Source organism: Paenibacillus sp. Y660 (assembly GCF_057221575.1).
This window is the reverse complement of sequence record NZ_JBXBBJ010000004.1, coordinates 188,166-213,397: the sequence shown is the minus strand read 5'-3', so window position 1 is coordinate 213,397 and position 25,232 is coordinate 188,166. Positions and strand designations below refer to the sequence as shown.

Sequence of the window (25,232 nt, the reverse complement as noted above, 5' to 3'; positions counted from 1 at the left end):
ATTTGACTGTGGTTGGTGTATAATGAGGGTATTTACAAGGGGAGGCAAAATGATGAGCACGCAGCAACGAATTAGCTTGCCTTACACAATGGGGACAAGCTCCGATTTTAATGCTCAAATTCCTTACCATACCCACTTTCATTATGAAATTTATTATTTTCATGGCGGCAAGGTCAATTACCTTATCAATGATCGTATTTATGTACTTGAGCCTGGCGATCTTCTGCTCATGCATGGAATGACGCTGCACCGTGCACATGTAGACCCAAGTGAAAAATATGTCCGCTCCATCCTTCATTTCGACCCGTTTTATTTCAAGCAATTTATTCAGCCTCTGTATACGCCTGACCTGCTCGAGCCGTTCCAGAAGCTTCAAAATGTTAGATTGCAGCTGCGCGGCGACCAGAAAGCGGAGGTTGAGGATACCCTTCTCAAGCTTGATCAGCTATACATGCAGCAGGATCCATTTTCACAGCAGCGTTTTCAGGCACGGATGCTCGACTTTTTAATATTAATCAATCAGCTATGCCAGAAGCCGCTTCATGATAAACCTACCTTCCCATCGTCCAAAGAGCAGCATGTACAGGCCATCATCTCATACGTTGAGCGCCATTACGAAGAAGATATTACGCTTGCGGGCATTCAAACGGAGCTTCATTTAAGCAAATTTTATTTAGCTAAAACGTTTAAAGAAGTTACCGGCAGCACGATCTTCCAGTTTCTAATGCTGCGCAGAATTTATCAGGCCAAAATTGATCTTATCGATACGGTTAAGCCGATAACCGAGGTCGGATACGAGGTCGGCTTTAAACATCCGTCACACTTTAGCCGCGCTTTTAAGCTCCATACCCAGTTCACTCCCGAGCAATACCGCAAGCAGCATCAACTCCTTTCCGCTGGCCAGGAATAGACTCCAATCCGCAATAATAGATTGGAGTAGTTGACCTATTTAGTTGATAAGCGTATTATTGTTATATCAACTAAGTGAATGGAGCAGGTGAACACAAGTGGAATTCCAACAATCCGTAGGTTATGTCATTAGCAATACAGGACGCAAATTAAATCAAAGGCTGCAGCAGCTTTTTCAAGAGTATGATGTTACGCCGGAGCAATGGTCGCTGCTCATGTGCCTTGATGAGCATGACGGCATTACACATAAGGATATAGCTCAGCGCACCGATAAAGACCCCGCCAACATCACACGATTAGTTGATCAGCTTGAGCGCAAGGAGCTCGTCCGGCGCGTAGCGAATCCTGGGGACCGAAGATCACAGCTTCTCTATTTAACCGAACATGGCAGAACGAATGCCCGTACGCTGGCGCCGATCGAGGCGAATTTTGTGATGCAAATGCTTACGAATATTTCGGAAGAAGAGATCCAAGCATTCATGAGCTTCATGGCCAAAATTAAAAAAAACGTGGATCAGTAAAGATAGCTGTCCGCTAGATAAGCAATTGCACCGCTGTCATATGAGAGGGGAAATACATGAATACCAATAAATTATGGAGCGCAGACTTCATAAAAATATGCTTAAGCAGTTTTTTTCTATTTTTCTCTTTTTATACGCTAGCAACCGCGCTGTCGGTTTATGTGACGAACGGGCTCGGCGGCACTGATACGCAAGCCGGCTTGTCCATGACCGTATTCGTTATCGCCTCCGTACTCCTTCGTCCCTTTGCCGGGCAGCTTATGACCAAGTATGGCGAGCATAAAATCGTCGTTATTTCCTTATTGCTATTTTTATTATTTTCGATGGCATACTTAGGCGTTTTCGGCTATGCCATGCTTTTGCTTGTTCGTTTTTTTCACGGGGGCACCTTCGCGATTGCGACTACCTCCACAAATACGACCGCAATCGGCATTATTCCCGAGCATCGCAAAGGAGAAGGCATCAGCTATTTCAGCTTGTTTATGAGCCTGGCAATGGTTATCGGACCGTTTGTTGGCTTAACGATCACGACGCATGGCGGATTTACCGCTATGTTCGCCTTATGCGCAGCATGCTCCCTGATTGCCTTCGTGCTAGGCGCTTCAACAGGGCGCAAAGCTGATAAGCCGATACCTGCTGCTGTAGATGGCGATCAAAAAAAATCCAAAAGCAAGCTGCAATGGCGCGACCTTGTAGAGAAAAAGGCTGTACCTATAGCGCTTAGCGGTTTTGTTGTCGCGTTCGCTTACAGCGGCTTAGTCACCTTTATGTCCGTATTTGCTCATGAGCAAGCCATTGATCAATATGCCAGCTATTTCTTCGTTTGCTTCGGTATTATGATTGTTTTGCCGCGCCCGCTGGTAGGCAAATTGCTCGACCGTGCAGGCGAGCATGTTATCGTCTACCCTAGCATAGCCATATTCACAATCGGCATGTTTCTGCTCAGCCAAGCGAGCTCGCCAGCAATGCTGCTCGTTTCCGGAGCCGTCATTGGGCTTGGCTATGGGGCATTGCTTCCCTGCTTCCAGACGATTGCGATACTCGCAGCCCCTGCTCATCGCAGAGGTCTCGCTACAGCAACCTTCTACCTGCTGTTCGATCTTGGTTACGGCATCGGCTCCTATGCGCTTGGCTCGTTAGCGTCAAGCTACGGCTACAGCGTTATGTATATCCTTTGCGCCATCATTATCGCCTTTTCATCCGTCATTTATTTTACGCTTCATCATAAACGCAAACGATTGACGAACGCTGCCGCAGACGAGGTCTATGTATCACCGTAAGCTCAGTGACAAATGCTTGTCCTGTACGGGCAAAGTAATTTCAACCATCGTCCCTTCATTGGGAACGCTGCTAAGTTGAAGCGTACCCTTGTGCGCTTCAATAATGCGCGTGCTGATCATAATGCCGAGACCTGTCCCTTTTTCCTTGGTCGTCAAAAAAGGCTCGCCGATTCTCTTGATTAATTCCTCTGGTATGCCAGAACCCTCATCCTTAATCTGAATATGAACGAAGCCGTCTTCCATCGTCGCAACCGACAAAGTTACCTCGCCGCCTTTCGGCATCGCTTCGAACGCATTTTTAATAATATTCAAAAACACCTGCTTCAGCTGATCTACGTTTCCATATACCGACGGATTCGTTTGATCATAACTAACCTTCAGCTCCACATTTAGCAATATAGCTTGCGTCTCCAATATCGAAATAACGCTTTGCAGAATAGGCTCAAGAGGCTCGTAGTTAAATTGAGTGAAATGAGGCTTTGCTAACGTCATAAATTCATTCACGATAAGTGTAATACGGTCAATTTCATTAGCCATAATGTTAAAATAATGCGGCGTCTCCGGATATTTTGCACTAAGAAGCTGCGTGAAGCCTTTTAGCGCAGTCAACGGATTGCGTATTTCATGCGCCACTCCTGCAGCGAGCTGTCCTATAGCCGATAGCTTCTCTGATCGAATGAGCATCTCCTCCGAACGTTTACGGTCGGTCAAATCACGAATGACAGTAAGCATAACATCCTTGCCCACATAATTGTTGATCCGAATGCTCGACAATTCCACATCAATATGCTGCCCATCTCGACGAATAATGACTCGTTCTTCAAAGGGCGTTGGTTCATCTGAGAGCGTAATATTTTCCACCGTTTGCATATGCGTTTCATGATCGCTTGGATGAATAAATTCAAGTATGCTTAGACCAATGACTTCGGCTGCACTGGTTATTCCAATCACCTGCAGCGCCAATCTATTCACATAAATAATAATCCCTTGATCGCTCAGTACGATCGGTTCAGGAACGAATTTAATGATTTTCTGATAGAGCTTAGCGCTGTCTCTCAGCGTCTTTTCCTTATCGCGCTTAAAGGTAACGTCCTGCAGCGTGCCAAGCAAGGATGGATGCCCGTTAAACATAATGATCGAGCTGTTTCCTTCCAAATAGATAATGCTGCCATCTTTCTTTATTCCTTTTAGCTTAAGTGGAAATTGATCTATTCCTTCGTTCATGCCTTTCAAAACATCAATTGTGATCCTAAGGATATCTTCCTCCGGGACCAAATGAGTTGGCGAGAGCGATTGCAACTCTTCCTCTGAATACCCATACAGCTCAGCCAAATAAGGATTTGCATAAACGACTTTATGCTTTTGTCCCACAAATACGCCTGCTACTACGCTCTCCATCAAGCTTTTGTACAAATAATCCTTCTCGTGGAGCGATGCTTTCATCCGTATTTGGTCGGAAATATCATGAACGATGAGCTGTATGGCAGGCTTTCCGTCAAATTTCACTGCTACCGCTCTCAATTCTACCTCTATAATCGCTAGGTCCAGACGAATCAGCTTGTAATATATACAATGAGAAGGGTTCGCTTCTCGTATCAAAAAATTAATATTGGCAGAAAACTGCTCTAAATATTCTGGATGAACAAACTTGCTCATAGGATGCGCGATGATTTCATCCAATCTGGTTACGCCTATCATATTCAGATAAGCTCGGTTAGCAAAAACAACATCACCTTCCAACAACACAACAAGACCATCTGGAAGCATATGAACCAGATGCTGATATCTCTCTTCACTTTCCTTTAATTGCTCCCCTACTCCTACTATCTTCATTTAGGTTACCCACCTCATTCAAGCAATTAGCTTTGTCTGATTGTTTACTTTCAACATCGCTAGCCCGCTTCCTGCTGCATCGTATAATTTAATGGGCTAGAAATTCGTATTCAAGTGCAAATTCTGCGATATGATCCTATCCAAATGAAGTGGACGGGATTAAATTATCGAAACGAAAAAACCGCCCTTAAAGCAGATTCCTCTGCTTCAAGAGCGGTTCTAATTGATCTATCTATGTTAGCCTTCAAGAAGAAGTGCTTCTGGATCTTCTAGAAGCGCTTTGACCATCACGAGGAAGCGAACAGCTTCACTGCCGTCTACGATACGGTGATCGTATGACAATGCGATGTACATCATCGGACGGTTTTCCATACGAGTCTCGTCGATTGCTACTGGACGGATTTGAATTTTGTGCATGCCGAGAATACCAACTTGCGGTGCGTTAAGAATTGGCGTTGAAAGCAACGAGCCAAATACGCCGCCATTCGTAATCGTGAAGCTGCCGCCTTGCAGATCAGAGATCGCAAGTGTGTTCGATCTTGCTTTGCCAGCAAGCTCAACGATGTTTTTCTCGATTTCAGCAAAGCTTAGACGATCTGCATCACGAACGACCGGTACAACAAGGCCTTCTTTTGCAGATACAGCAATACCGATATCAAAGAATTTTTTTGTAATAATGTCTTCGCCGTCGATTTCCGCATTAAGCAGCGGGAAAGCTTTCAGCGCGCCAACTACCGCTTTCGTGAAGAACGACATAAAGCCTAGGTTCACGTCATTTTTCTCGAAGAACGCTTGTTTGCGACGTTTGCGCAAATCAAGAATCGCTGTCATATCCACTTCGTTGAAAGTCGTCAGCATCGCTGCTGTACGCTGTGCTTCAACTAGGCGGTTAGCAATCGTAACCCGGCGACGGGACATCCGCTTGCGTTCTGTCGGTTTCGCATCTTTGCTTGCGCTAGCTGGCTCTGCTTGTGTAAGCGGAGCGGATTTAACTGGCGTTGCTACCGCTGGTGCAGGAGCTTGTCCAGACGCCGAAAGATCGATTCCTTGCTCACGAGCACGTTTGCGAGCAGCAGGAGAAGCATTGATCGCTGCTGTGCTTTCGCTTGCAGGAGCTGATGGCTTAGCAGCTGGCGCTGCAGGAGCAGCCACAGGAGCGACTGGTGCCGATGGTGCAGCAACGGCTGCCGGAGCAGCAGGTGCGGACGCACCGCCCGCTGCTTCTCCGATCGAACCGATTGCTTCGCCTACGAGAACGACATCGCCGTCTTGCTTCGCAATGCGAGATACAACGCCGCTGTTGTCAGCGCTAATTTCAATGTTAACTTTATCCGTTTCAAGCTCTAGTAGGACATCTCCTTGACTAACGGAGTCGCCTTCCTTCACGAACCATTTCGTAATTGTTCCTTCAGATATGGACTCGCCTAATTCTGGTACTATAATTTCAGCCATTAGTCATTACCCCCTAATCAAACTTGTTTCAACTGGTTTGCCGTTCAAAGCTGTCGAAATGATCCATTTTTGTTCAGCAGCATGTACCTCTTGGTGTCCGCTTGCTGTACTTGAGCGATCAGGTCTGCCTACATAGCGAACGGCTGCCTTCTTAGGTGCCAGCGCACGCAAACGCGGCTCCATGAAGCTCCATGAGCCCATGTTTTGCGGCTCTTCTTGTACCCATATGATTTCTTCCAGCTTGTCGAATTGCTTCACGATGCGCTCGATCTCTGCATGAGGGAACGGATAAAGCTGTTCCACTCTCGCAACGCGCAGCCACTCGTAATCCTCTGCGTTTGTTGAAGAGAGCGCCTCTTCGATATCAATAGCAACCTTACCTGTGCAAAGCAGAAGCCGTTTCACTTTATCCTTCTGATCCTTCGGCTCCGTTAGGCTGAATTGCGGCAGCACCGGCTTGAATGAGCCTTCGCTGAATTCGACGCCATGCGAAGCGACGCGCGGATTACGGATCAAGCTCTTAGGCGCCATAAGAACGAGCGGACGTACATGCTCTGTGCCTAACAGCGATGCTTGCTTACGCAGCAAGTGGAAATATTGTGCGGACGACGTCAAGTTAGCAACCGTCCAGTTGTTGTCAGCCGAAAGCTGTAGGAAACGCTCCAGCCTTGCGCTGGAATGCTCCGGTCCTTGACCTTCATAACCATGCGGCAGCAAAATTGCAATGCCGGATTTTTGCGACCATTTTGCACGGCCAGCCGAGATGAATTGGTCGAAAATAACTTGTGCAACGTTTGCGAAGTCACCGTATTGCGCTTCCCAAATAACAAATGTCTCAGGAGCAAATACGTTATAGCCATATTCAAAGCCAAGTACTGCCGTTTCCGACAACGGGCTGTTATGAACGGCAAAGGATGCTTTCGCTTGCGGCAAGATATGCAGCGGTGAGAACTTGGCAGCATTTGAATTATCGTTAAGCATGATGTGACGATGCGCGAACGTTCCGCGCTCTGAATCCTGACCGCTTAGACGAATTGGCGTACCGTCTGCGAGAATCGTTGCGAATGCAAGCGTCTCTGCGTGTGCCCAATCCACTTTTTCGCCATCGTTCAAGGCAGAAGCTCTGCGCTGCAAAATCCGTTGAAGCTTCGTATATTCCGTGAAGCCTTCCGGACGGTTGAGCAGCTCTAGGTTAATGTCGCGAAGCGTCTCAAGCGGTACTGCTGTGCGAGCTTCTTCACCGGCAGGAAGCACCGACTTCTGCTGCTCGCCGCGAATTTGCGGCTGGCCTTCATTTGCTTTCATTGCATCGTAGGCTGCTTGCAGCTTGCTGTTCGTACGTGTACGAAGCTCCTCAATCTGCGCATCCGTGATCGCTTTCTCGCCTTTCAACTGCTCGCTGTAAAGCACGCTTACGGTTGGGTGATTGCGCACTTTCGAGTACATAAGCGGCTGCGTCACATCCGGATCATCCATTTCATTATGACCGAAACGGCGGTAGCCAATCAAATCGATAACAAATCCTTTATTGTAGCGGAGACGGTATTCACATGCGAGGCGTACTGCCGCCAAACAGGCTTCCGGCTCATCCGCATTTACGTGTACGATTGGAATATCGAACCCCTTCGCCAAATCACTTGCGTAATGAGTCGAACGTGAATCGATGCTGTTCGTTGTAAAGCCAAGTCGGTTATTCGCAATAATGTGCAGCGTACCGCCATTGTGGTAGCCTTGCAGCTTATTGAAGTTCAGCGTCTCGGCAACAATCCCTTCGCCGATGAAAGCAGCGTCGCCGTGAACGCAGATCGTAACCGCTTTTGACGGATCCTGCTCAGGGAAGCCTCGCTTGCTGCGATCCTCTTGCGCGGCGCGGGTAAAGCCCTCGACAACCGGGTTTACGAACTCAAGGTGACTTGGGTTGTTGGCAAGCGTAAGATTCGCACGAATCGTTTCGCCTTCCTTCACTGCACGGTCTGCCCCCAAGTGGTATTTCACGTCGCCAGTCCAGCCGTAGTTAAGGCCCATAGACCCTTCAGACGGGATAAGCTCCTTGTTTGGCGCATGGTGGAACTCTGAGAAAATCTTCTCGTATGGCTTGCCGAGCACATGCGTCAGTACGTTAAGACGACCGCGATGAGCCATGCCCATGAGAATGTTATTGGCTCCGTCATGTGCAACTGCACGGACAATCTCGTCTAATACAGGTACGAGCATATCAACGCCTTCAATTGAGAAGCGCTTCTGACCAACGAATGTACGGTGCAGGAAGTTCTCGAAATACTCAACTTCCATAAGACGCTCAAGAAGTGCCGAACGCTCTCTAGCCGACAGCGGTGCTGGGAAGCTTCCCGATTCCGCTTGCTTGTTAAGCCAGTTCCGTTCGTTCTCATCATGAATATGTGTAAATTCATACGCCGCGGAACGGGTATAAATTTCTCTCAAGCGGCTAATTGCCTCCCAGCCATTTGAGATCGATGCTGGCGCATTATCCCAAATAAGCGAAGCCGGAATAGCGGCCAAATCTTCTTTAGTAAGCCCAAAGGTTTCTGGCTCGAGCAGCTTCGTATCTGCTGCAGGGCTAAAACCGAGCGGGTCTATATCCGCAGCTAAATGGCCGTATCTACGTATGTTCAGCATAAGCTGATGCGCAGCCACAACCTTTTTCAACATATTTGAATCAATCGGACCAGTTGCTGCTGCAGTTGATGCAGCCTTTTGCTCGCTTGGCTTAGCCGAAGTGCTTGGAGTTGTTCCCAATGATACGGCCGGCGGTGCTCCAAAACGTTCAAATAGCTCACGAACTGTTGATTCAACGGAATCAGGATCGGTTAAGAACCGTTCGTATTGCTCCTGCACATACCCAAGATTGGGGCCATAGTAGCTTTGCCAAGGCGAATAATTACGCTCATCATGGTTGCTCATTGCAGAAAATTCCACCCTCTCTATTCATTGCCATTCTATTATTTTCTAAGGCGAAGCTCGCCATACATGCCCGCCAACTTGCACTTGCTCAAATCGTCACCAAATTGCTCTTTTCTGTATGGTCATTACGAAAAACCATCAATTCATGCTGTCTTTTGGACACCTCTTAATAGCTCCCTTATATCTTAGTACATAGTACGCTCACCTTCCATGATCATATTAGCATCAATATCATCCATTTCAAGCATTGATTGTCGTTCTCGGACAATCAAGCGAGCATCAATTGGATGCCGTATCCAGAAATTGGTGGAATCTGAAGGCTAATGCCTTGCGAGCGCTTCCTGCAAAAATAAAATAGCTGCGCGAGTCTGATACTCGTTCACTTCATGACCGGAAAAAGGGTAGTCATTCAGCTGTTTTTGCGAACGAATCCGATTATATACAGCGTAAACCGTCTCTGGCAGGCAAACAGTGTCCTTCCAGCCGACCGACATCAGAACAGGCGCTTTAATGCGCTCCGCCAAGTTCAATAAATCAAAATGGGCTAGCGTAGTCAGCACCATGCTTAATCGTTCCGGATACCGCTTGATATACTGTGCAATTTCGGTCAGCGACCCCGTTGAATGCATGATGCCGTAATCCATATGGCACATATTCGGAATATCAGACACGACCGCGCTTACCTTAGGATTTAGTGCAGCAGCAAGCAGCGCCAGTCCGCCGCCCTGACTTGCGCCGAAAACGGCTATTCGGTTGTCATCCACCTCTAGCTGAAGTGCCGCCACCTCAACCGCCCTTACTGCGTCCATCGTTATCGCTTGATAGTAGCTATGCTCAATACTCGCGATCCCCTGTGAAACCCAGCCTTTAACCGCGCCTTCGCTGGATCTTAGCAAGTTTCCGGTTTCTCCTCCTTGTCCGCGCGCATCGACTGCAAATACAGCGTAGCCAAGCAGCAGCCATGCTGCATATCGCTCAGGCAATCCTTTATCGTTTGTGTAGCCCTGATAAATGACGATACAAGGGAGCTTATTGCCTTCCAAGCCATGCTGCGGAACAATATACAAGCCATGAATCAGCGTATCATCACTCCCCTTGTACGTTAAACGCTCTGTCCTTACAGCCGTAAGAGGAGTATCCAGCGATTCTCTCGCTATATCTAGAGGCTTCTGCTTATAACGGAGCAATATGTCCTGCCAGTACGTGTCAAGCTCGTCCGCACCAATGGTCGCCGGCGGGTTATACGCTAACCAATCATTTTTACGTCGATTAATTGCATTCATCTCAGTATACCCCTATTCCGATTCGCATTTTCGTTCCTGCACCTCAATTTCGCCAAAAAAAAGCCCTTCTTTTCGCAAGCTTTATGCAAAAGAAAGAGCTTTTTTCATCCATATCCGATTCCGCAGCATCTGCTATTTCCTTATTTCTGCCTACTCTTGGTGTACGATCAATTCGATTAAGGTTCTAACCATAACGCCGGTAGCGCCTTTAGTCTCCCAGCCTCTGCTCGATTCCAGCCATGCCGTGCCGCCGATATCTAGATGTACCCAAGGCAGTCCTTCTGCAAAATGTCCGATAAACAGTCCGCCGGTAATCGTTCCGGCATCTCTGCCCCCGCTATTTTTCAAATCTGCAGCATCGCTCTTAATCTGCTTCTTATATTCCGGATAAGATGGCAGTTGCCATATTCTCTCGCCCGCACGCTCAGAAGCCGACTGCACCTGCTTAAAGAGCTGGTCATTATTTGTAACCGCGCCCGTTGCTTGGGTGCCTAGCGCAACTGATACTGCGCCTGTCAGCGTGGCCACGTCTACCAAACGAGTCGCGCCCCTTGTAATGGCGGTCGTCAGGCCGTCGGCCAGCACCAATCTTCCCTCTGCATCGGTATTTACAACTTCTACGGTATGGCCGCTCATCATACGAAGCACGTCGCCAGGCTTAATCGCACGATCAGAAGGCATATTCTCAGCGGTTGGAATGACCGCAATGACATTGATTGCAGGCTTCAGCTCGCCAATAACGCGCATCGCTCCAAGCACAGCAGCTGCCCCGCCCATATCCGAGATCATTTCCTGCATGCCTTCTGCTCTCTTCAAGGAGATGCCGCCTGTATCAAACGTAATGCCTTTACCGATCAGTCCCCAAGCTTCTTCGGTGCTTGGATCGCCTTTATAATGGATAACGATCATGCGAGGCGGATTTATGCTGCCTTGGCCTACACCAAGCAAGCCTCCCATTCGCTGCTCTGCCGCACTCCACTCATCGATGACTTCAATTTCCAAATCAAGCTCGCGAGCGAGCTCTTCCGCATGATGAGCCAGACGCTCAGGCGTAAGATCATTGCCCGGCAAATTAGTCAGATCGCGGGCCAAGCTAACGCCTTCAGCAATCAGCTTGCCCTTAGCGATGCCTTGCTTCCATAAGACGGCTTCCTCTTCCGTTATAGCTGCACCTTGAGGTACAAAAGCGACCTCCTTCAGCGTAAACCGCTCATTCTGCTCACGTTTGAGCGGCTGACGCACGTGAAGGGCAAGCAGCAATCCCTCTGTCAGCGCTTGAGCCGAACGAGCGGCACCAAGCTTTGCTTTCGAACACTCCAGCAATTGTTCCGAAAGCAGCAATTGAACGGACTCGGCACGCAGTTTTTTGAGCGCTTTGGCAGCCGCTGCTGCCGCTAGGCGCAGGCTCGTTGCCTCACCATCCATCTCAAGTCCAACAAAAACAATATACGCTGCGGGATAGAGGCCTAAAGTCGCAACAACCTCGGTTTGCTCCGATTCTGCTTTAAACAAACCTTTGGCGTACTGTCCTCTCAGCGCACCATCGATTTGCGGCTGCACAATCGCTCCAGCCCCGAGAAGCTCATTTTTGCTTACGAAACGAACGACCGCATCATTAACCGCCTGTTCTGCACCACGAACTCCATATGTGAATTGAGCACTCATTTGTATTCCCTCGCTTTCTTAATGAATAAAACCATATATGTATCCTGCATGAATTGCATTCAATCAACACGCATTTTTCAAACTCATTATACCGAACGTCCATTGACTTTTCCATGTTTAAAATTCAAGGCTAAAACAAAAAAGCCCCTCCCTATTGGGGGAGGTGGGCTTTTAGTTGTTCCATTCTTAATTTAAATAGCCTGATGAAATTTAATCTCTCTTGAAGCCTTCATTCAGCTAACGGCAGTGTAATGATAAACTCTGTTCCAACCCCGGCTTGGCTGTCTACGCGAATGGTACCATTGTGATTGCGTACGATACGGTAGCTCACCGATAAACCAAGCCCTGTGCCCGTCTGCTTTGTCGTAAAGAAAGGATCGAACAGCCGACTCATCGTCGCCTTGTCCATTCCTTTGCCATTATCCTTTATAACAATTTCGGCAAATTGACCGCTGCTGCGCGTGATGATATCGATCAAGCCTCTTCGTTCGCCTTGTATCTCCTCGATGGCATCAAGTGAATTTTTGACGATATTCAATATGACCTGCTTCACCTGCTTCACATCAATCGAAACGTAATGCTCTGAGCAATAGCACTCCGCCTTAATTTCACAATTCCGCATAAGCGCTTCACTTTCCGTTAGAAGCACCACTTCTTTAATCAAATGATCGATAGACACCAACTGCTTCATTGGTGCTGATGGCTTGGACGAATTAAGAAATTCATAAATAATATCGTTAGCCCTGTCAATTTCCGTCAAAATAATACGCGCATACTCTTCTTTGCCTACTTCCATTAAATAAGGCCGAAGCAATTGGATAAAACCTCTAATACTCGTTAAGGGATTGCGAATTTCATGGGCGATAGCAGCAGCAATTTTTCCTAGCATGGCAAGCTTGTCATTCTGTAATGCCGTCTGTTCAATTTGCTTATACTCTGAGACATCCTTCACACTAATTAGAAAATCACCGTCTAATTGATCACCGTATGTAACCGTTACCAATAGATGTTTGCCATCTTTGTGTTGGAATTCATAGTACCGACTATGCAAAAGAAACATTTCCTTGTAAAGTCTCAAAATCGTTCTCTTCGTCGAATTGGTAAGCTGCCGGTGTCTTAATATTTCTTTTATTGAACAACCTATTAACGTCTTTCGAGGAATGTCCAGCAGCTTAGCCATCTGTACATTGATAAACGATAATATGCCATCGTTGTCAAATAATGCAATACCGCTGTCCATATGCTGCAATACGTTTTCGTATTTATTTTTAACCATTTCGAAAGATCGATTGGATCGAAAAAGCATTTCACGCATTTCGCTGAATTTCTGCTCGTTCGATCGCTCAGGCTGTAATCGAAAACGACAGGCTACCATAATTTCCATTAAGAAAACGAAAGAACGATTGTATAGTCTTATCGCTTCCTCCGAATCAACATTGGCAGCTAAAGACTGAATGCACTCCTCATGAACGGCAATAATTTCCTCCGGGTTTATTCCGTAAAGCTCCTTGCCCAGCTCGTTGGCATGGAATAGTGATACTTCCTTACCACTTCGTATATACTCGGCAAGCGCCGGGAAATAGCGCTTTCGAATGGCCTGCATCTTGTACTCCTCCCGGGCAATATCTATAGATAGCGGTTACAGTTACTACTAATCATAGGACGAGTTTACAATCGCTGTCAATCGGAAATACTGTCGAATTTTAGGAAGGAAATAGGCGCAGGGTCATACCCTACGCCAATTAGGACTCGGGTCCCCTACTGCTTTTTATTTATTTTTTGCATTTGTGAGCCTGTAAAACTAACGATCATTGTCATTGCTAGCTTTGTCATTTCGATCGTTTCTGTTATTATCTTCCTCATTCATTTCTTCCCTTTTTTTATCTTCCCGTTTGCCTTCCCTGCCGCTATTTTCTCTTTCCCTTCGATCCTTGTTATCTTTGCTGATGTCTTCATCTTCATGACCGTGTTGCCATTTATTGTTATTTTCGTTCCAGTTATCGTTTCGATCTTTATCATCGTCATTGGAGCGGTCCCAGTTGCGGTACCACTCCTTGTCCTTGTCCTTGTCCTTGTCCTTGTCCTTGTCCTTGTCCTTGTCCTTGTCCTTGTCCTTGTCATTATCTTTATCTTTATCTTTATCTTTATCTTTATTCTTGTCTTCCTTATTCTTGTTTTCCTTTTTATCGGCATTAGGTCTATTGGGCGAGCTTGGCTTATTCGATTTCCCTGGTGTTATAGTAGGTTTACCGTTCCATGCCCCGTTCTTGCCTGGTTTCGTCGTAACCGCCGCATTATTCACATCACTGCTGAAGGGCTTCTCCGGCTTTGTTGCTTTCACCGGTTTATTGGATTTAGGGGTAGCTGCAGGCTTAGTTGTATTCGTCTTTTCGTCAGCCTTTTGCTGCTTGGCCTTCTCCTTTTTTTCTCGTGCAACTAGATCCTTCAGCTTTTGCTTGCTTAAGTCTTCCGCATTATCTACGATCGTCTTCAAGCCGCCAAGCGGCTCCGTAGCTTTATCGATGGAGTTATGCTTGAGCTGCTCCATTTCGAGCGTATAACCCTCATCCTTCGCCATCAAATACACGGCCATTTTACCTGAAGAAATGCCATTCGCGGCCGCTTCCTCACGCACTTCATTTGGTACCGACAGCGTTGTAATATTCGCGCTAGCCGCCTCTGCTGCCAGCTGTGTTAATAAATTCCGAAGCGTCCGATCGACTTTTCCCGTCAAAATTTGCTCATAATCGAGTTTAAGTGCAGAATTGTCGTCTAACAGCATGCTCGTTATAAAAATATTTTTGTTTGGCGTATCGAGATAATGTGAGCCTTTAGCCCTCTCTAGAATAGAAGCGGCTACCGTTTCAACGTTAACTCCTTTATATACTAGCCCTTTAATAATAAGCTCGCCGTCCTCATTTAACGCATTCAGCTCCCGAACCTTATCGTTCTTGTCCACGCCTAGCTCAACGCTTGGATTAATATCCATGCTTACATAGGCGACAACAGGATTTTTATCCTGCTGCATAACGAGCAAAATAGGAAGGAACACCAGCAGCATTACCGCCGCAGCACTCGTATACCAATAAGCTGGTTTAAACGTACGCGGATTCTTAAATTCCTCTTCAAATGTTATTTCTTCACCTATTTCCGGCTTCCCTTGAATAGGGGCTTGCAAAAATTGGCCGTCTGCCGTCATTACAACGGCGTGCTGCTTATGAATGCTCATAATGACTCCACGTTTCATTTGCTTGCCTCCTTATTCAGATCCATTCGGTCATCGGTTATATGTAAGTAATCGTGCATGTATGGGTATGTGCCAGAAATAATAAGTGCGATCGCAATAATATATTTTCGGTTGCGCTCAACCGTTTTGCGGGAAACGCCGCACATTTCGGTAAGCTCTTTTACCGCTAGCTTTTTCTTTAATCTTAACGATTCGAATAAATCAGCCTCACTCACAAGTGTTTGCGCAATTCCGATCAACAGCCTTCTGGAGTCTGCATGCTTGGGGGAGACTTCAACCAGCTCTGCAAAAGAAATCCCGAACCTTAGAAGCTCTTGATTAAGCTCACTGATCTCCTGCCTTCTCTCGTCTTCGGTCCGCTTAACTTCAAATGCATTCAACGCTTGCCTGGTTTCAACGGAATTGTATTGCGGCTGCTCCTCATCCTCGGAATCGTACATGCTATAAGGTACAACCTGAGAATGCCTTTGTTCTTTTCGGACATGGTCAATAAGCCGACGGCGAATGACGGTTTCAGAAAATCCGATAAATGATTTGCCCGCATGGCTGTCGAACTGATTGATCGCTTCATTAAAAGCGAGCAGCGCCACGCTGAATTCATCATCTTGATTCGGATCTATGTACCGTTTGCAAAATCGACTTGTTACTTTCATTATATAAGGCTTGTAATCTGCTATGAACTGCTCTCGAAGCAGCTCATCGCCTTGACGAATTCGAGCAACCCATTGTTCGGGAGTAAGCTTCTGCTCATCCTCCGCAGCATCTGTGGAAGCAGACTTCCGCAGAAAGCGTTTGAACAATACAAGTAACAACCGCTCCACCTCACTACTAGTATGATTCGTTTCTGTCTGACCGGTTTCAGGGGGTACATTATGAGAAGATCTTCACTTATTTTAAAAAAGAAAAGCCCCCGAAAAGGAGGCTCACCATTCATGTTTAAAAATCTAAACGGATGTACGGCGTTTACGGAGCTTATTCCTTCTGTTATTCAGCATCCCAAGACGCTTCTTAAGTACAAGCTGCCACTCCGTGTCTTCAATCTGCTTAGCGAAGCTAAGCAAATCAAGTGCCATATCAATTTGACTATGGACAACGTCCATAGGATCCTCATTCTCATGATTAACGCAGTTTTCAAGCAGCGCCTTGCCTTCTTGCTCCACATAGTCTTGAAAATCAACTTCGGCGGCGCCGTCGCCATGTGCATATTCGGCTAATATCTCGTATTCATTTTCGATTAAATAATGGATGTCCACTCGATGGCATACCGGACAAAACATAATAGGTACATTATGAATATGCGTTCGGAAATGCTTTAGCGTTCCCTTTGTTCCAATCATACTAGCTCCACAGCAAAAACTCATTGACGACTCCTCCTCCAAGGTTTGCGGGTGCAAACCTACTTCGTAAGCATCAACTTAAGGTTTGCGAATGCAAACCACTTCGAAAGCAAACCTAGCAATTTTTTGAGCTCTGTGACTAAGTATACATTATTCGCTCAGTATGGTTGAATTCCTGCTTTTGCATCATAATATCCGCCTCTAGGGCCTAAAAAAAAACCCGCGCCATCTTATGGCGCGGGTTTTGAATAACGGTCTCGAAATCTATTATTTCGATACCAAAGTTTGTTGACCTGGTTTCCAGTTGATTGGGCAAAGACCGCCGGATTGCAAAGCTTGCAATACGCGAAGTGTCTCGTCAACACTGCGGCCAACGTTGTTGTGGTTAACAACTTGGTATTGTACTTCGCCTTCTGGGTTGATGATGAATAGGCCGCGAAGCGCTATGCCTTCTTCTTCGATCAATACGCCGTAGTCACGAGCAACGCTCTTCGTGATGTCTGCAGCAAGTGGGAATTCTAGTTGGCCTAGGCCATTATCATTAACCGGCGTGTTGATCCATGCACGGTGGCTATGTTTGCTATCAATGCTGACACCAAGAATTTCAGTGTTCAATTTTTTGAATTCAGCTGCAGCCAAGCTCAAAGCAGTGATTTCAGTTGGGCAAACGAATGTGAAATCTAGTGGGTAGAAGAACAATACCAACCATTTGCCTTTGTAATCTGCAAGAGATGCTGTACCGAAATCTTTACCGTCACCTGTTGCTGTTTCCATCGAAAAATCTGGGGCCTGACGGCCTACCAAACGCTCTGCCATTATTGAAAACCTCCTTGACCTATCCATAAATTTTTATTGTTTATGTCACTTCGTCTGTGTGACTTACCTAGTAAATAGTATCACTAGTCTAGAATGAAGTCAATATTATAATTAGTATTTAATTATAATTATTATAATCCACTAATTATTTTTTAAGAGCAGCTACGATCAAATCGCCCATTTCAGTCGTTCCGATTGCTTTGCTTTTATCAACAGCAATATCGCCAGTACGGTGTCCTGCGTCAAGCACTTCTTTCACGGCAGCTTCGATTGCAGCAGCAGCTTCGTGATAGCCAAACGTTAGTCGGAACATAAGAGCAACCGAGAGAATAGTTGCAATTGGGTTCGAGATGCCTTGACCAGCGATATCAGGTGCTGAACCATGTACCGGCTCGTACAAGCCAAAGCTTCCTTCGCCTAGCGAAGCAGATGAGAGCATGCCGATCGATCCAGTCAGCATCGCGGCTTCATCGCTAAGAATATCGCCGAACATGTTTTCCGTAACGATGACATCAAAGCTCGAAGGGCGGCGCAGCAATTGCATCGCGCAGTTATCGACAAGCACATGCTCAAGCTCAACTTCAGGATATTCAGGAGCGATCCGGTTAACAACCTCACGCCATAGACGTGATGTTTCTAGCACGTTCGCTTTATCTACCGATGCAAGACGTTTGCCGCGAGTCATTGCGATATCGAATGCTTGGCGTACGATACGCTCGATTTCCTGTACATTATAAACGCAAGTATCAACCGCTTCTTCACCGCCAGCGCCTTCACGGCGGAACTTCTCACCAAAGTAAATGCCGCCAGTCAACTCGCGAACAACGACAAGATCAGTGCCTTCAAGAACTTCCGGCTTCAATGTGGAAGCCTCTTTCAAGCAATCAAACACCGTAGCTGGGCGGATGTTGGAGAACAAGCCAAGCGCTTTGCGAATGCCGAGAAGGCCAGTCTCTGGACGAAGCTCCTTCGAGTTGTTGTCCCATTTCGGGCCGCCAACAGCGCCAAGCAATACTGCGTCCGCGCCTTTGCAAAGCTCAAGCGTCTCTTGTGGAAGCGGAGTACCCTTCTCATCGATCGCAATACCGCCGAACAAGCCGTACGATGTTTCGAATTTGTAGCCATAAAGCTCTTCTGTTTTTTTGAGCACTTTCAGCGCTTCGCCAACAACCTCAGGTCCGATACCGTCGCCGGCAATAACTGCAATTTTTTTTACATCTGACATAGTTAAAGTAACACTCCTCGTTTTCGATTAAACTTATCCATCCAAAGCAGCACCGCTTGGATTCGACAAGTTATACACTCATTCTCATTCTATTATCATTTGTACCATAAAAGCGGTGTGATTACAAAGATATAAAAACTATTGACTCTATAGACTATGACTATAGAGCCAGTATAAATTCCATACAAATATGAAACAAATGCCTGTAAACAAAGAAAGACAGTAAGCCGCAAGTTTCCTTGGCTTACTGTCCTTTTTTGCAAAAATTAGATCAAACTCATCTTATCGCGACGGCCTGGTGACTTCCGCTTCTCGATCAGGCGGTTAAGCGCATCGATATAGGCGCGTGCGCTTGCCTCTAGAATATCCGTGCTTAGTCCACGGCCTTGAGCAGAAACTTCATCCTGCTTTAAAACAACATGTACCTCGCCCTGTGCATCCTTGCCTTGTGAGACCGACTTAATCGAATAGTCTTCAAGCTCAACATTTTCCTGCGTAACTTTATCGATAGCATTGTAGATCGCATCAACGGAACCGTTGCCGATTGCCACTTCTTCGACGATCTCGCCATCGACTTTGCGAATCCGGACGGAAGCGCTTGGCGTAGATTGATTGCCGTAGCTCACTTGGATCGCCTCCAAGCTGAATACTTCCGGCGTATCAATAAGCTTCTCCTCAAGAAGGGCAAGAATATCTTCATCGCTTACCGTTTTCTTGCGGTCAGCCAAATCCTTAAATCTGGCGAAAGCCGTGTTGACCGCTTCATCCTCAAGCTCATAGCCAAGATCGATCAGCTTCTCGCGGAACGCATGGCGTCCGGAGTGCTTGCCAAGAACAAGCTTCGATTCCTTAAGGCCGATCGTATCAGGCGAGATAATCTCGTAAGTTGTCTTTTCCTTCAGCATGCCGTCCTGATGAATGCCGGACTCATGCGCGAATGCATTGGCGCCGACAATCGCTTTGTTGCCTGGAACGACCATGCCTGTCAGCTTGCTGACAAGGCGGCTCGTCTTCGCAATTTCCTTCAGGTTAAGCGTCGTTTGAGCACCGAAGAAATCGGGACGCGTCGCAAGTGCCATGGCAATCTCTTCGATTGCCGTATTGCCGGCACGCTCTCCAATTCCGTTGATCGTACCCTCAACTTGGTCAGCGCCATTTAGAATCGCGGCAAGCGAATTGGCTGTCGCCATGCCAAGATCATCATGACAATGCGCGCTTAGCTGGATCGTTTCGATATTCGGCACGTTTTCCTTAAGCGTCTTGAAAATATTGCCGAATTCCTGCGGGTTCATATAACCGACCGTATCCGGAATATTAACGACCGAAGCCCCTGCTTTGATCGCCATCTCCGTTACCTGGCATAGAAAATCCAGCTCCGTACGTCCGGCATCCTCTGCGGAAAACTCGACTTTGTCAAAGTATTTACGCGCATAACGAATCGCACGCTCTGCGGTTTCCAGAACCTGATCCTTCTCCATCCGCAGCTTATGCTTGCGGTGAATCGGGCTTGTAGCTAGAAATACGTGAATGCACGGATCCTGTGCGCCGATAAGCGCTTCACGAACCGCATCAATATCTTGCTCGCGGGAGCGTGAGAGGCCGATGACCGTTGCGTTCTTAACTGCGCGCGCAACCGCATTAACCGCTGCAAGATCGCCAGGGGATGCTGCAGGGAATCCAGCCTCCATACGATCCACGCCAAGCTTCTCAAGCTGAAGGGCAATCTCTACCTTTTCCTTCGTGTTCAGGTTTACACCCGGAGATTGCTCTCCGTCACGAAGCGTTGTATCGAAAACATAAATTTTCCGCATTTGTGCCATGCACCTCCGTGAACAGAATGATCCCGGCACGCGGATGAAGCTGCAAGGCGAAACGTAAGCCGCTTCGCCTTGCACTCCGGCGTACCGGGATATGGTCGTTCATTCTATCTGTTATTACTTCTTGATCCAGTGCATCAATTCACGAAGCTGTGCGCCTGTTTGCTCGATTGGATGAGCTGCTTCGTTACGGCGTGTAGCTGTAAGCATAGCACGGTTCGATTGGTTTTCCAAGATGAAGTCACGAGCGAAACGGCCGGATTGGATATCTTCCAATACACGTTTCATTTCTTTCTTCGTCTCTTCCGTAACAATGCGAGGACCAGTTACATAGTCGCCGTATTCTGCAGTGTTGGAGATGGAATCGCGCATCGACGAAATTCCGCCCTCATACATCATGTCAACGATCAGTTTAAGCTCGTGCAAGCACTCGAAGTAAGCCATTTCTGGAGCGTAGCCAGCTTCAACAAGCGTTTCGAAGCCTGCTTTAACTAGTGCGGAAGCGCCGCCGCAAAGAACAGCTTGCTCACCGAACAAATCTGTTTCTGTTTCTTCTTTGAAAGAAGTTTCGATAACGCCTGCACGTGTACAGCCGATACCTTTAGCATATGCAAGACCGATAGCTTTAGCATTGCCTGTAGCATCTTGCTCGATTGCGATAAGTCCAGGAACGCCAAAGCCCTCTTGGTACGTACGACGAACCATGTGACCTGGAGATTTTGGAGCAACTAGGAATACGTCAGTATCTGCGTTAGGAACGATTTGACCGTAGTGAATGTTGAAGCCGTGTGAGAACATAAGAGCCGCGCCTTTTTTGAGGTTAGGAGCGATTTCGTCTGTGTATACTTTCGCTTGCGTTTCGTCAGGAAGCAAAATTTGAACAACGTCAGCTACTTTAGTTGCTTCAGCAACTGTAAGTACTTCAAAGCCGTCTTTCTTAGCAACGTCTGCAGATTTACCAGGGCGAAGTCCGATAACTACTTTCAAGCCGCTGTCGCGAAGGTTTTGCGCTTGCGCGTGACCTTGGCTGCCGTAACCGATAACTGCGATTGTTTTACCTTGTAGTACGCCTTGATCCGCGTCTTTTTCATAGTACATTGTAACTGCCATTTTAATAATTGCCTCCTTTAATTTAACCCTTTTGAGCGGGTGTTTAAGCAGAGAATGACCCATACGCAGCGGTTCTCCCCTTAAACTCCCGCTCAAAGCGGGGATGTTGAATGAATGGTAATAATTACTTGACGTTGCCTCTGTTTAGCGAAGTTACTCCCGTACGCGACAGCTCGCGAATGCCATAAGGCTTAAGCAGCTCGACCATTGCATCGATTTTCTCCGTGTCACCTACTACTTGTACAATAAGCGAATGAGTGCCGATGTCAACAACCGCTGCTCGAAACGTTTCTACTACGCCAAGAATTTCAGGACGTGATGCCGGCTCCGCGTTTACCTTAATTAAGGCAAGCTCGCGTGCGACCATCGGGTTGGAGCTGAGATCAATAACTTTAATAACGTCGATCAGCTTGTACAATTGCTTCGTAACCTGCTCGAGGGTATGGTCATCACCTGTAGTGACGATGACCATACGCGACAAGCCTGCCTCTTCGCTGGAACCAACTGTAATGCTCTCAATATTGAAGCCGCGGCGTCCGAACAAGCCGGATACGCGCTGCAGAACGCCGGGCTGATCGTTGACGATTACTGCGATCGTGTGTTTTTTCATTCCGCATCCCCCATGATCATTTCGTCGATGGTGCTTCCTTGTGCAACCATTGGATACACGTTCTCTTCTTTGCGAACGACGAACTCAACGACTACTGGACCTGGATGGCGGAGCGCTTCTTCCCATGCGGTGCGCGCTTCCTCTTTGTTCGTAGCGCGGAAGCCTTTCACGCCGTAAGCCTCGGAAAGCTTAACGAAGTCTGGACTGCCGGAAAGATCGATATGGCTGTAGCGATTATCGTAGATAAGCTCCTGCCACTGGCGAACCATCCCGAGCACCTGGTTATTAATAATAACAACCTTGACTGGAATATTATTGATTGCGCAAATAGCCAGCTCCTGCGCGCACATTTGAAAGCCTCCGTCACCGTTGATGGAAACGACTACGCGGTCCGGATTCGCCATTTGGGCGCCGATAGCGGAAGGGAAGCCGAAGCCCATTGTACCCAAACCGCCGGAGGTTACCCATGACCGCGGCTTGTTGAATTTGTAATACTGTGCAGCCCACATTTGATGCTGGCCAACGTCAGTCGTTACAATCGCGTCTCCGCCAGTCGTTTCGTGAATAAGCTCAACGACCCATTGCGGCTTAAGCTCAACCTCGGAATCCGAGTAGCTGAACGGGTATTCCGCACATGAAGCTTTAAGCTTCGCACGCCAGTCATCCGCTTTATCCGCGCGTTTAGCTTGCTTGTTAACAAGCTGGAGAACCGTCTTCACGTCACCTACGATCGGAACGTCAGTTGGTACGTTTTTGCCGATTTCCGCTGGATCGATATCGATATGAACGATTTTCGCAAGCGGAGCGAAGCCGGACAGCTTACCGGTTACACGGTCATCGAACCGGGCGCCGATGTTGATAAGCAAATCCGCACTTTGAATCGATTTGTTAGCCGTATAAGTGCCATGCATACCTGGCATGCCCAAGAACAGCTCATTCCCGCTTGGGAAAGCTCCGAGTCCAAGCAATGTCGTCGTAATCGGAATTTGCGTTTTCGTTACGAACTCGAACAGCTCTTCGTGACCGCCGGAATATACAACTCCGCCGCCAGCGAGAATGATGGGACGCTCTGCCTGCTCAATGGCTTTAATGAGCTTGTCGACTTGATTCTTGTTTGGCGAAACCGTCGGGTTGTAGCCGCGGATGCTTACATCCGTTACGGGCTTGAACAACGTTGTAGCCGCCGAGATGTCCTTTGGTATATCAATCAATACTGGACCTTTGCGGCCAGTGTTGGCAATGTGGAATGCTTCATGTATAATGCGCGGCAAATCTTCTACATCGCGCACCAAGTAGCTGTGCTTCGTGATTGGCATCGTAATGCCTGTAATATCCGCTTCTTGGAACGCATCGCTTCCGATAAGGCTGGAAATGACGTTGCCCGTAATGACAACTAACGGTACAGAATCCATATATGCTGTCGCGATACCCGTAACCAGGTTCGTTGCCCCAGGACCTGAGGTTGCGATACAAACGCCTACTTTACCGCTTGCGCGGGCGTAGCCGTCAGCCGCGTGAATCGCGCCTTGCTCGTGACGAGTGAGTAAATGATTGAAATCGGGGTTTCCGTGCATCGCGTCGTAAATGTACAACACTGCTCCACCAGGATAGCCGAATACACAATCTACACCCTCAAGCAGCAGACTGCGCAGCAATATTTCTGAACCACTAATGACCTCGGGCTTCGAGAGCCTTTCCTTCAATTCCTCTTTTGACTTCAGTGTTGCACCTTGCGTTACCATCAGTCATCCTCCTCTCTGAAAAAACAAAAAAACCTTTCGCTCCTCATGCTTCAAAAACAAAGCAACGAGGGACGAAAGGTATATCTTCCGTGGTACCACCCAAATTCGTTACACATCTCCCGATGTATAACCTCCACAAGTAAGAACGTCGTGCATATACGTCCATACTATTGGCACTGTAACGCTTGCCCTGCGATTTCCCCTATTAGGCAACAGCATACCGTTGTTGCTTTTCAAGGAAACAGCTCCGAGGTGAGCTCGTAGAAAAGGGGTTTTGGCGATGGTTGCAGCTGATCCATCCGCTCTCTGTTCAAAAGAGCCCTTAGCACTTCGTCCTCATCATTGCTGATTGTATATGTACCACATGGTGCGCACACCAGTACGTGGTAGATAAGACTTTCTTTATTATATGCCGCGAATCCTCGTTCGTCAAGAACCATGAGCAACTCTTCGCATAATTTGCAATTGGCGCATTTTGCGGCCCTGACACATATATTATTTTAGCCTCTAATCGGCAAACTCATGCAGCGTTCCAATCCTTCGGCGCCGCAGAAATGGAATGATGTTGATGATAAGACTTTATGATCCTCGACTGGATCAAGCAGAGGTTGTCCGCCTCATTAGGAGCGAGCTGATCCCTTTGTCGCATACGGTTCACCAGCATGATGCCCAGACAATTCGCGAGCTGCCGAAGCGATTCCGACGCGGCGTTACTTATGTAGCCTCTTTATCCAAAAAAAGCCCACCGGTCTCCTTCATACATTTTGAAGTCATGGGTGAGGTTTTATATTTAGATATGATGGTCACGCATCCCGAGCATCGAAATAGGCAATGGGGCAGAACGTTAATAGCACATAGCGAGGCTTACGGCAGGAAGCAGCACTGCAAGGTAGCCAGGCTGTTTGTCGATCAGGTAAATGATAAAGCCCATCAATTATACAATAAGCTTGGTTACAATACCGTTCACTACTATCCTGAGCTTCGCTGCTACGAGCTGCTTAAGCCGCTTGCCCCGTTATGATTGCCTAACCGCCATTAAAACCCGTTATAGTTTTGGTTGCCATAACCGTAGCTTTGATTGCCGTAACCGTAGCCTTGGTTGTCATAGCTGTTGTAGCCTTGGCTGCCGTAACCTCCGCATTGGTTAAAGTTGTTGTTGCAGCAATTGCCTCCCTTATCGCCCTTACCGCCCTTACCGCCGAAGCCTCCACCAAAGCCGCCGCCCCAAAGTGGAAGCGTGCCGATTGCTAGAAGATCAAATAATACGAGAGGTATAATAGCTTTGGTTTGCACAACCTTGCCCTTATCTCTTTTTAGGGGAGCTACAACCAATTTGTTTTGGCTAACACGAACGAGCTTGCCCGTGACGACTGAGCCGTCAGGACGTACTGCATAAATGGATTTGCCGACCAGTTTCCGTACTTCTTGTTTGGAAACGTTACGCATGCGAAATCCCTCCTTTC

Annotated in this window: 20 protein-coding genes; 4 read left to right on the top strand and 16 right to left on the bottom strand. The window is 47.4% G+C overall.

What is annotated here, in order from left to right; genetic code table 11:
- The first annotated feature begins 52 nt into the window (after positions 1 to 52).
- The 3 genes from AC2TDN_RS07935 to AC2TDN_RS07925 all read left to right on the top strand — a co-directional run bounded on the left by AC2TDN_RS07935 (position 53) and on the right by AC2TDN_RS07925 (position 2,710).
- Entirely contained in the window at positions 53 to 910 is an 858-nt protein-coding gene (locus tag AC2TDN_RS07935) for a helix-turn-helix transcriptional regulator (RefSeq protein WP_482067247.1), read from the top strand.
- Positions 911 to 1,007: 97 nt separating this feature from the next.
- Positions 1,008 to 1,430, top strand: coding sequence for a MarR family winged helix-turn-helix transcriptional regulator (locus AC2TDN_RS07930; RefSeq protein WP_484687549.1), 423 nt, complete (start codon positions 1,008 to 1,010; stop codon positions 1,428 to 1,430).
- Between the two features lie 56 nt (positions 1,431 to 1,486).
- On the top strand, positions 1,487 to 2,710 hold the full coding sequence (locus AC2TDN_RS07925) for an MFS transporter (RefSeq protein ID WP_484687548.1): 1,224 nt from the start codon (positions 1,487 to 1,489) through the stop codon (positions 2,708 to 2,710).
- Here AC2TDN_RS07925 and AC2TDN_RS07920 read toward each other — a convergent pair.
- From AC2TDN_RS07920 to ilvB, 15 genes are all read right to left on the bottom strand, one after another.
- Entirely contained in the window at positions 2,702 to 4,543 is a 1,842-nt protein-coding gene (locus tag AC2TDN_RS07920) for a PAS domain-containing protein (protein ID WP_484687547.1), read from the bottom strand. The genes AC2TDN_RS07925 and AC2TDN_RS07920 overlap by 9 nt on opposite strands.
- 237 nt (positions 4,544 to 4,780) lie before the next feature.
- Complete coding sequence (gene odhB / locus AC2TDN_RS07915; protein ID WP_484687546.1) at positions 4,781 to 5,995, bottom strand: 2-oxoglutarate dehydrogenase complex dihydrolipoyllysine-residue succinyltransferase; 1,215 nt, start codon at positions 5,993 to 5,995, stop codon at positions 4,781 to 4,783.
- A 6-nt stretch (positions 5,996 to 6,001) separates the two neighbouring features.
- Entirely contained in the window at positions 6,002 to 8,917 is a 2,916-nt protein-coding gene (locus tag AC2TDN_RS07910; RefSeq protein ID WP_484687545.1) for a 2-oxoglutarate dehydrogenase E1 component, read from the bottom strand.
- 320 nt (positions 8,918 to 9,237) lie between these two features.
- Positions 9,238 to 10,200, bottom strand: a complete 963-nt coding sequence (locus AC2TDN_RS07905) for an acetylxylan esterase (RefSeq protein ID WP_484687544.1) — start codon at positions 10,198 to 10,200, stop codon at positions 9,238 to 9,240.
- A gap of 150 nt (positions 10,201 to 10,350) precedes the next feature.
- Positions 10,351 to 11,865, bottom strand: a complete 1,515-nt coding sequence (locus AC2TDN_RS07900; RefSeq protein ID WP_484687543.1) for a leucyl aminopeptidase — start codon at positions 11,863 to 11,865, stop codon at positions 10,351 to 10,353.
- 229 nt (positions 11,866 to 12,094) lie between these two features.
- Positions 12,095 to 13,468 (bottom strand): ATP-binding protein, encoded by a 1,374-nt coding sequence (locus AC2TDN_RS07895; protein WP_482067255.1) that lies wholly within the window; start codon positions 13,466 to 13,468, stop codon positions 12,095 to 12,097.
- Positions 13,469 to 13,666: 198 nt separating this feature from the next.
- Positions 13,667 to 15,112: an anti-sigma factor domain-containing protein gene (locus tag AC2TDN_RS07890; protein WP_484687542.1), complete on the bottom strand. Its 1,446-nt coding sequence runs from the start codon at positions 15,110 to 15,112 to the stop codon at positions 13,667 to 13,669.
- Positions 15,109 to 15,924 (bottom strand): RNA polymerase sigma factor SigI, encoded by an 816-nt coding sequence (sigI, locus tag AC2TDN_RS07885; protein WP_484687541.1) that lies wholly within the window; start codon positions 15,922 to 15,924, stop codon positions 15,109 to 15,111. Before sigI ends, AC2TDN_RS07890 begins: the two co-directional genes overlap by 4 nt.
- Positions 15,925 to 16,056: 132 nt before the next feature.
- The gene (locus tag AC2TDN_RS07880) at positions 16,057 to 16,473 is read right to left on the bottom strand and encodes a hypothetical protein (RefSeq protein ID WP_482067258.1); all 417 of its coding nucleotides are present in this window, start codon (positions 16,471 to 16,473) and stop codon (positions 16,057 to 16,059) included.
- A gap of 243 nt (positions 16,474 to 16,716) precedes the next feature.
- Positions 16,717 to 17,265 carry a peroxiredoxin gene (locus AC2TDN_RS07875; protein WP_482067259.1) on the bottom strand — a complete coding sequence of 183 codons (549 nt, stop codon included), beginning with the start codon at positions 17,263 to 17,265 and terminating at the stop codon, positions 16,717 to 16,719.
- A gap of 145 nt (positions 17,266 to 17,410) precedes the next feature.
- Positions 17,411 to 18,490: a 3-isopropylmalate dehydrogenase gene (gene leuB / locus AC2TDN_RS07870; RefSeq protein WP_484687540.1), complete on the bottom strand. Its 1,080-nt coding sequence runs from the start codon at positions 18,488 to 18,490 to the stop codon at positions 17,411 to 17,413.
- Positions 18,491 to 18,756: 266 nt separating this feature from the next.
- Positions 18,757 to 20,301, bottom strand: a complete 1,545-nt coding sequence (locus tag AC2TDN_RS07865; protein ID WP_482067261.1) for a 2-isopropylmalate synthase — start codon at positions 20,299 to 20,301, stop codon at positions 18,757 to 18,759.
- 123 nt (positions 20,302 to 20,424) lie between these two features.
- Positions 20,425 to 21,417: a ketol-acid reductoisomerase gene (ilvC, locus tag AC2TDN_RS07860; RefSeq protein WP_053374536.1), complete on the bottom strand. Its 993-nt coding sequence runs from the start codon at positions 21,415 to 21,417 to the stop codon at positions 20,425 to 20,427.
- Positions 21,418 to 21,541: 124 nt separating this feature from the next.
- Complete coding sequence (ilvN, locus tag AC2TDN_RS07855) at positions 21,542 to 22,027, bottom strand: acetolactate synthase small subunit (RefSeq protein ID WP_482067263.1); 486 nt, start codon at positions 22,025 to 22,027, stop codon at positions 21,542 to 21,544.
- Positions 22,024 to 23,769: a biosynthetic-type acetolactate synthase large subunit gene (gene ilvB / locus AC2TDN_RS07850; RefSeq protein ID WP_484687539.1), complete on the bottom strand. Its 1,746-nt coding sequence runs from the start codon at positions 23,767 to 23,769 to the stop codon at positions 22,024 to 22,026. Before ilvB ends, ilvN begins: the two co-directional genes overlap by 4 nt.
- 568 nt (positions 23,770 to 24,337) lie before the next feature.
- Here ilvB and AC2TDN_RS07845 point away from each other — a divergent pair.
- The gene (locus tag AC2TDN_RS07845; protein WP_482067265.1) at positions 24,338 to 24,790 is read left to right on the top strand and encodes a GNAT family N-acetyltransferase; all 453 of its coding nucleotides are present in this window, start codon (positions 24,338 to 24,340) and stop codon (positions 24,788 to 24,790) included.
- 14 nt (positions 24,791 to 24,804) lie between these two features.
- Here the strand turns inward: AC2TDN_RS07845 and AC2TDN_RS07840 are convergent, their stop codons facing one another.
- Positions 24,805 to 25,215, bottom strand: a complete 411-nt coding sequence (locus AC2TDN_RS07840) for a hypothetical protein (protein WP_484687538.1) — start codon at positions 25,213 to 25,215, stop codon at positions 24,805 to 24,807.
- Positions 25,216 to 25,232: the final 17 nt, after the last annotated feature.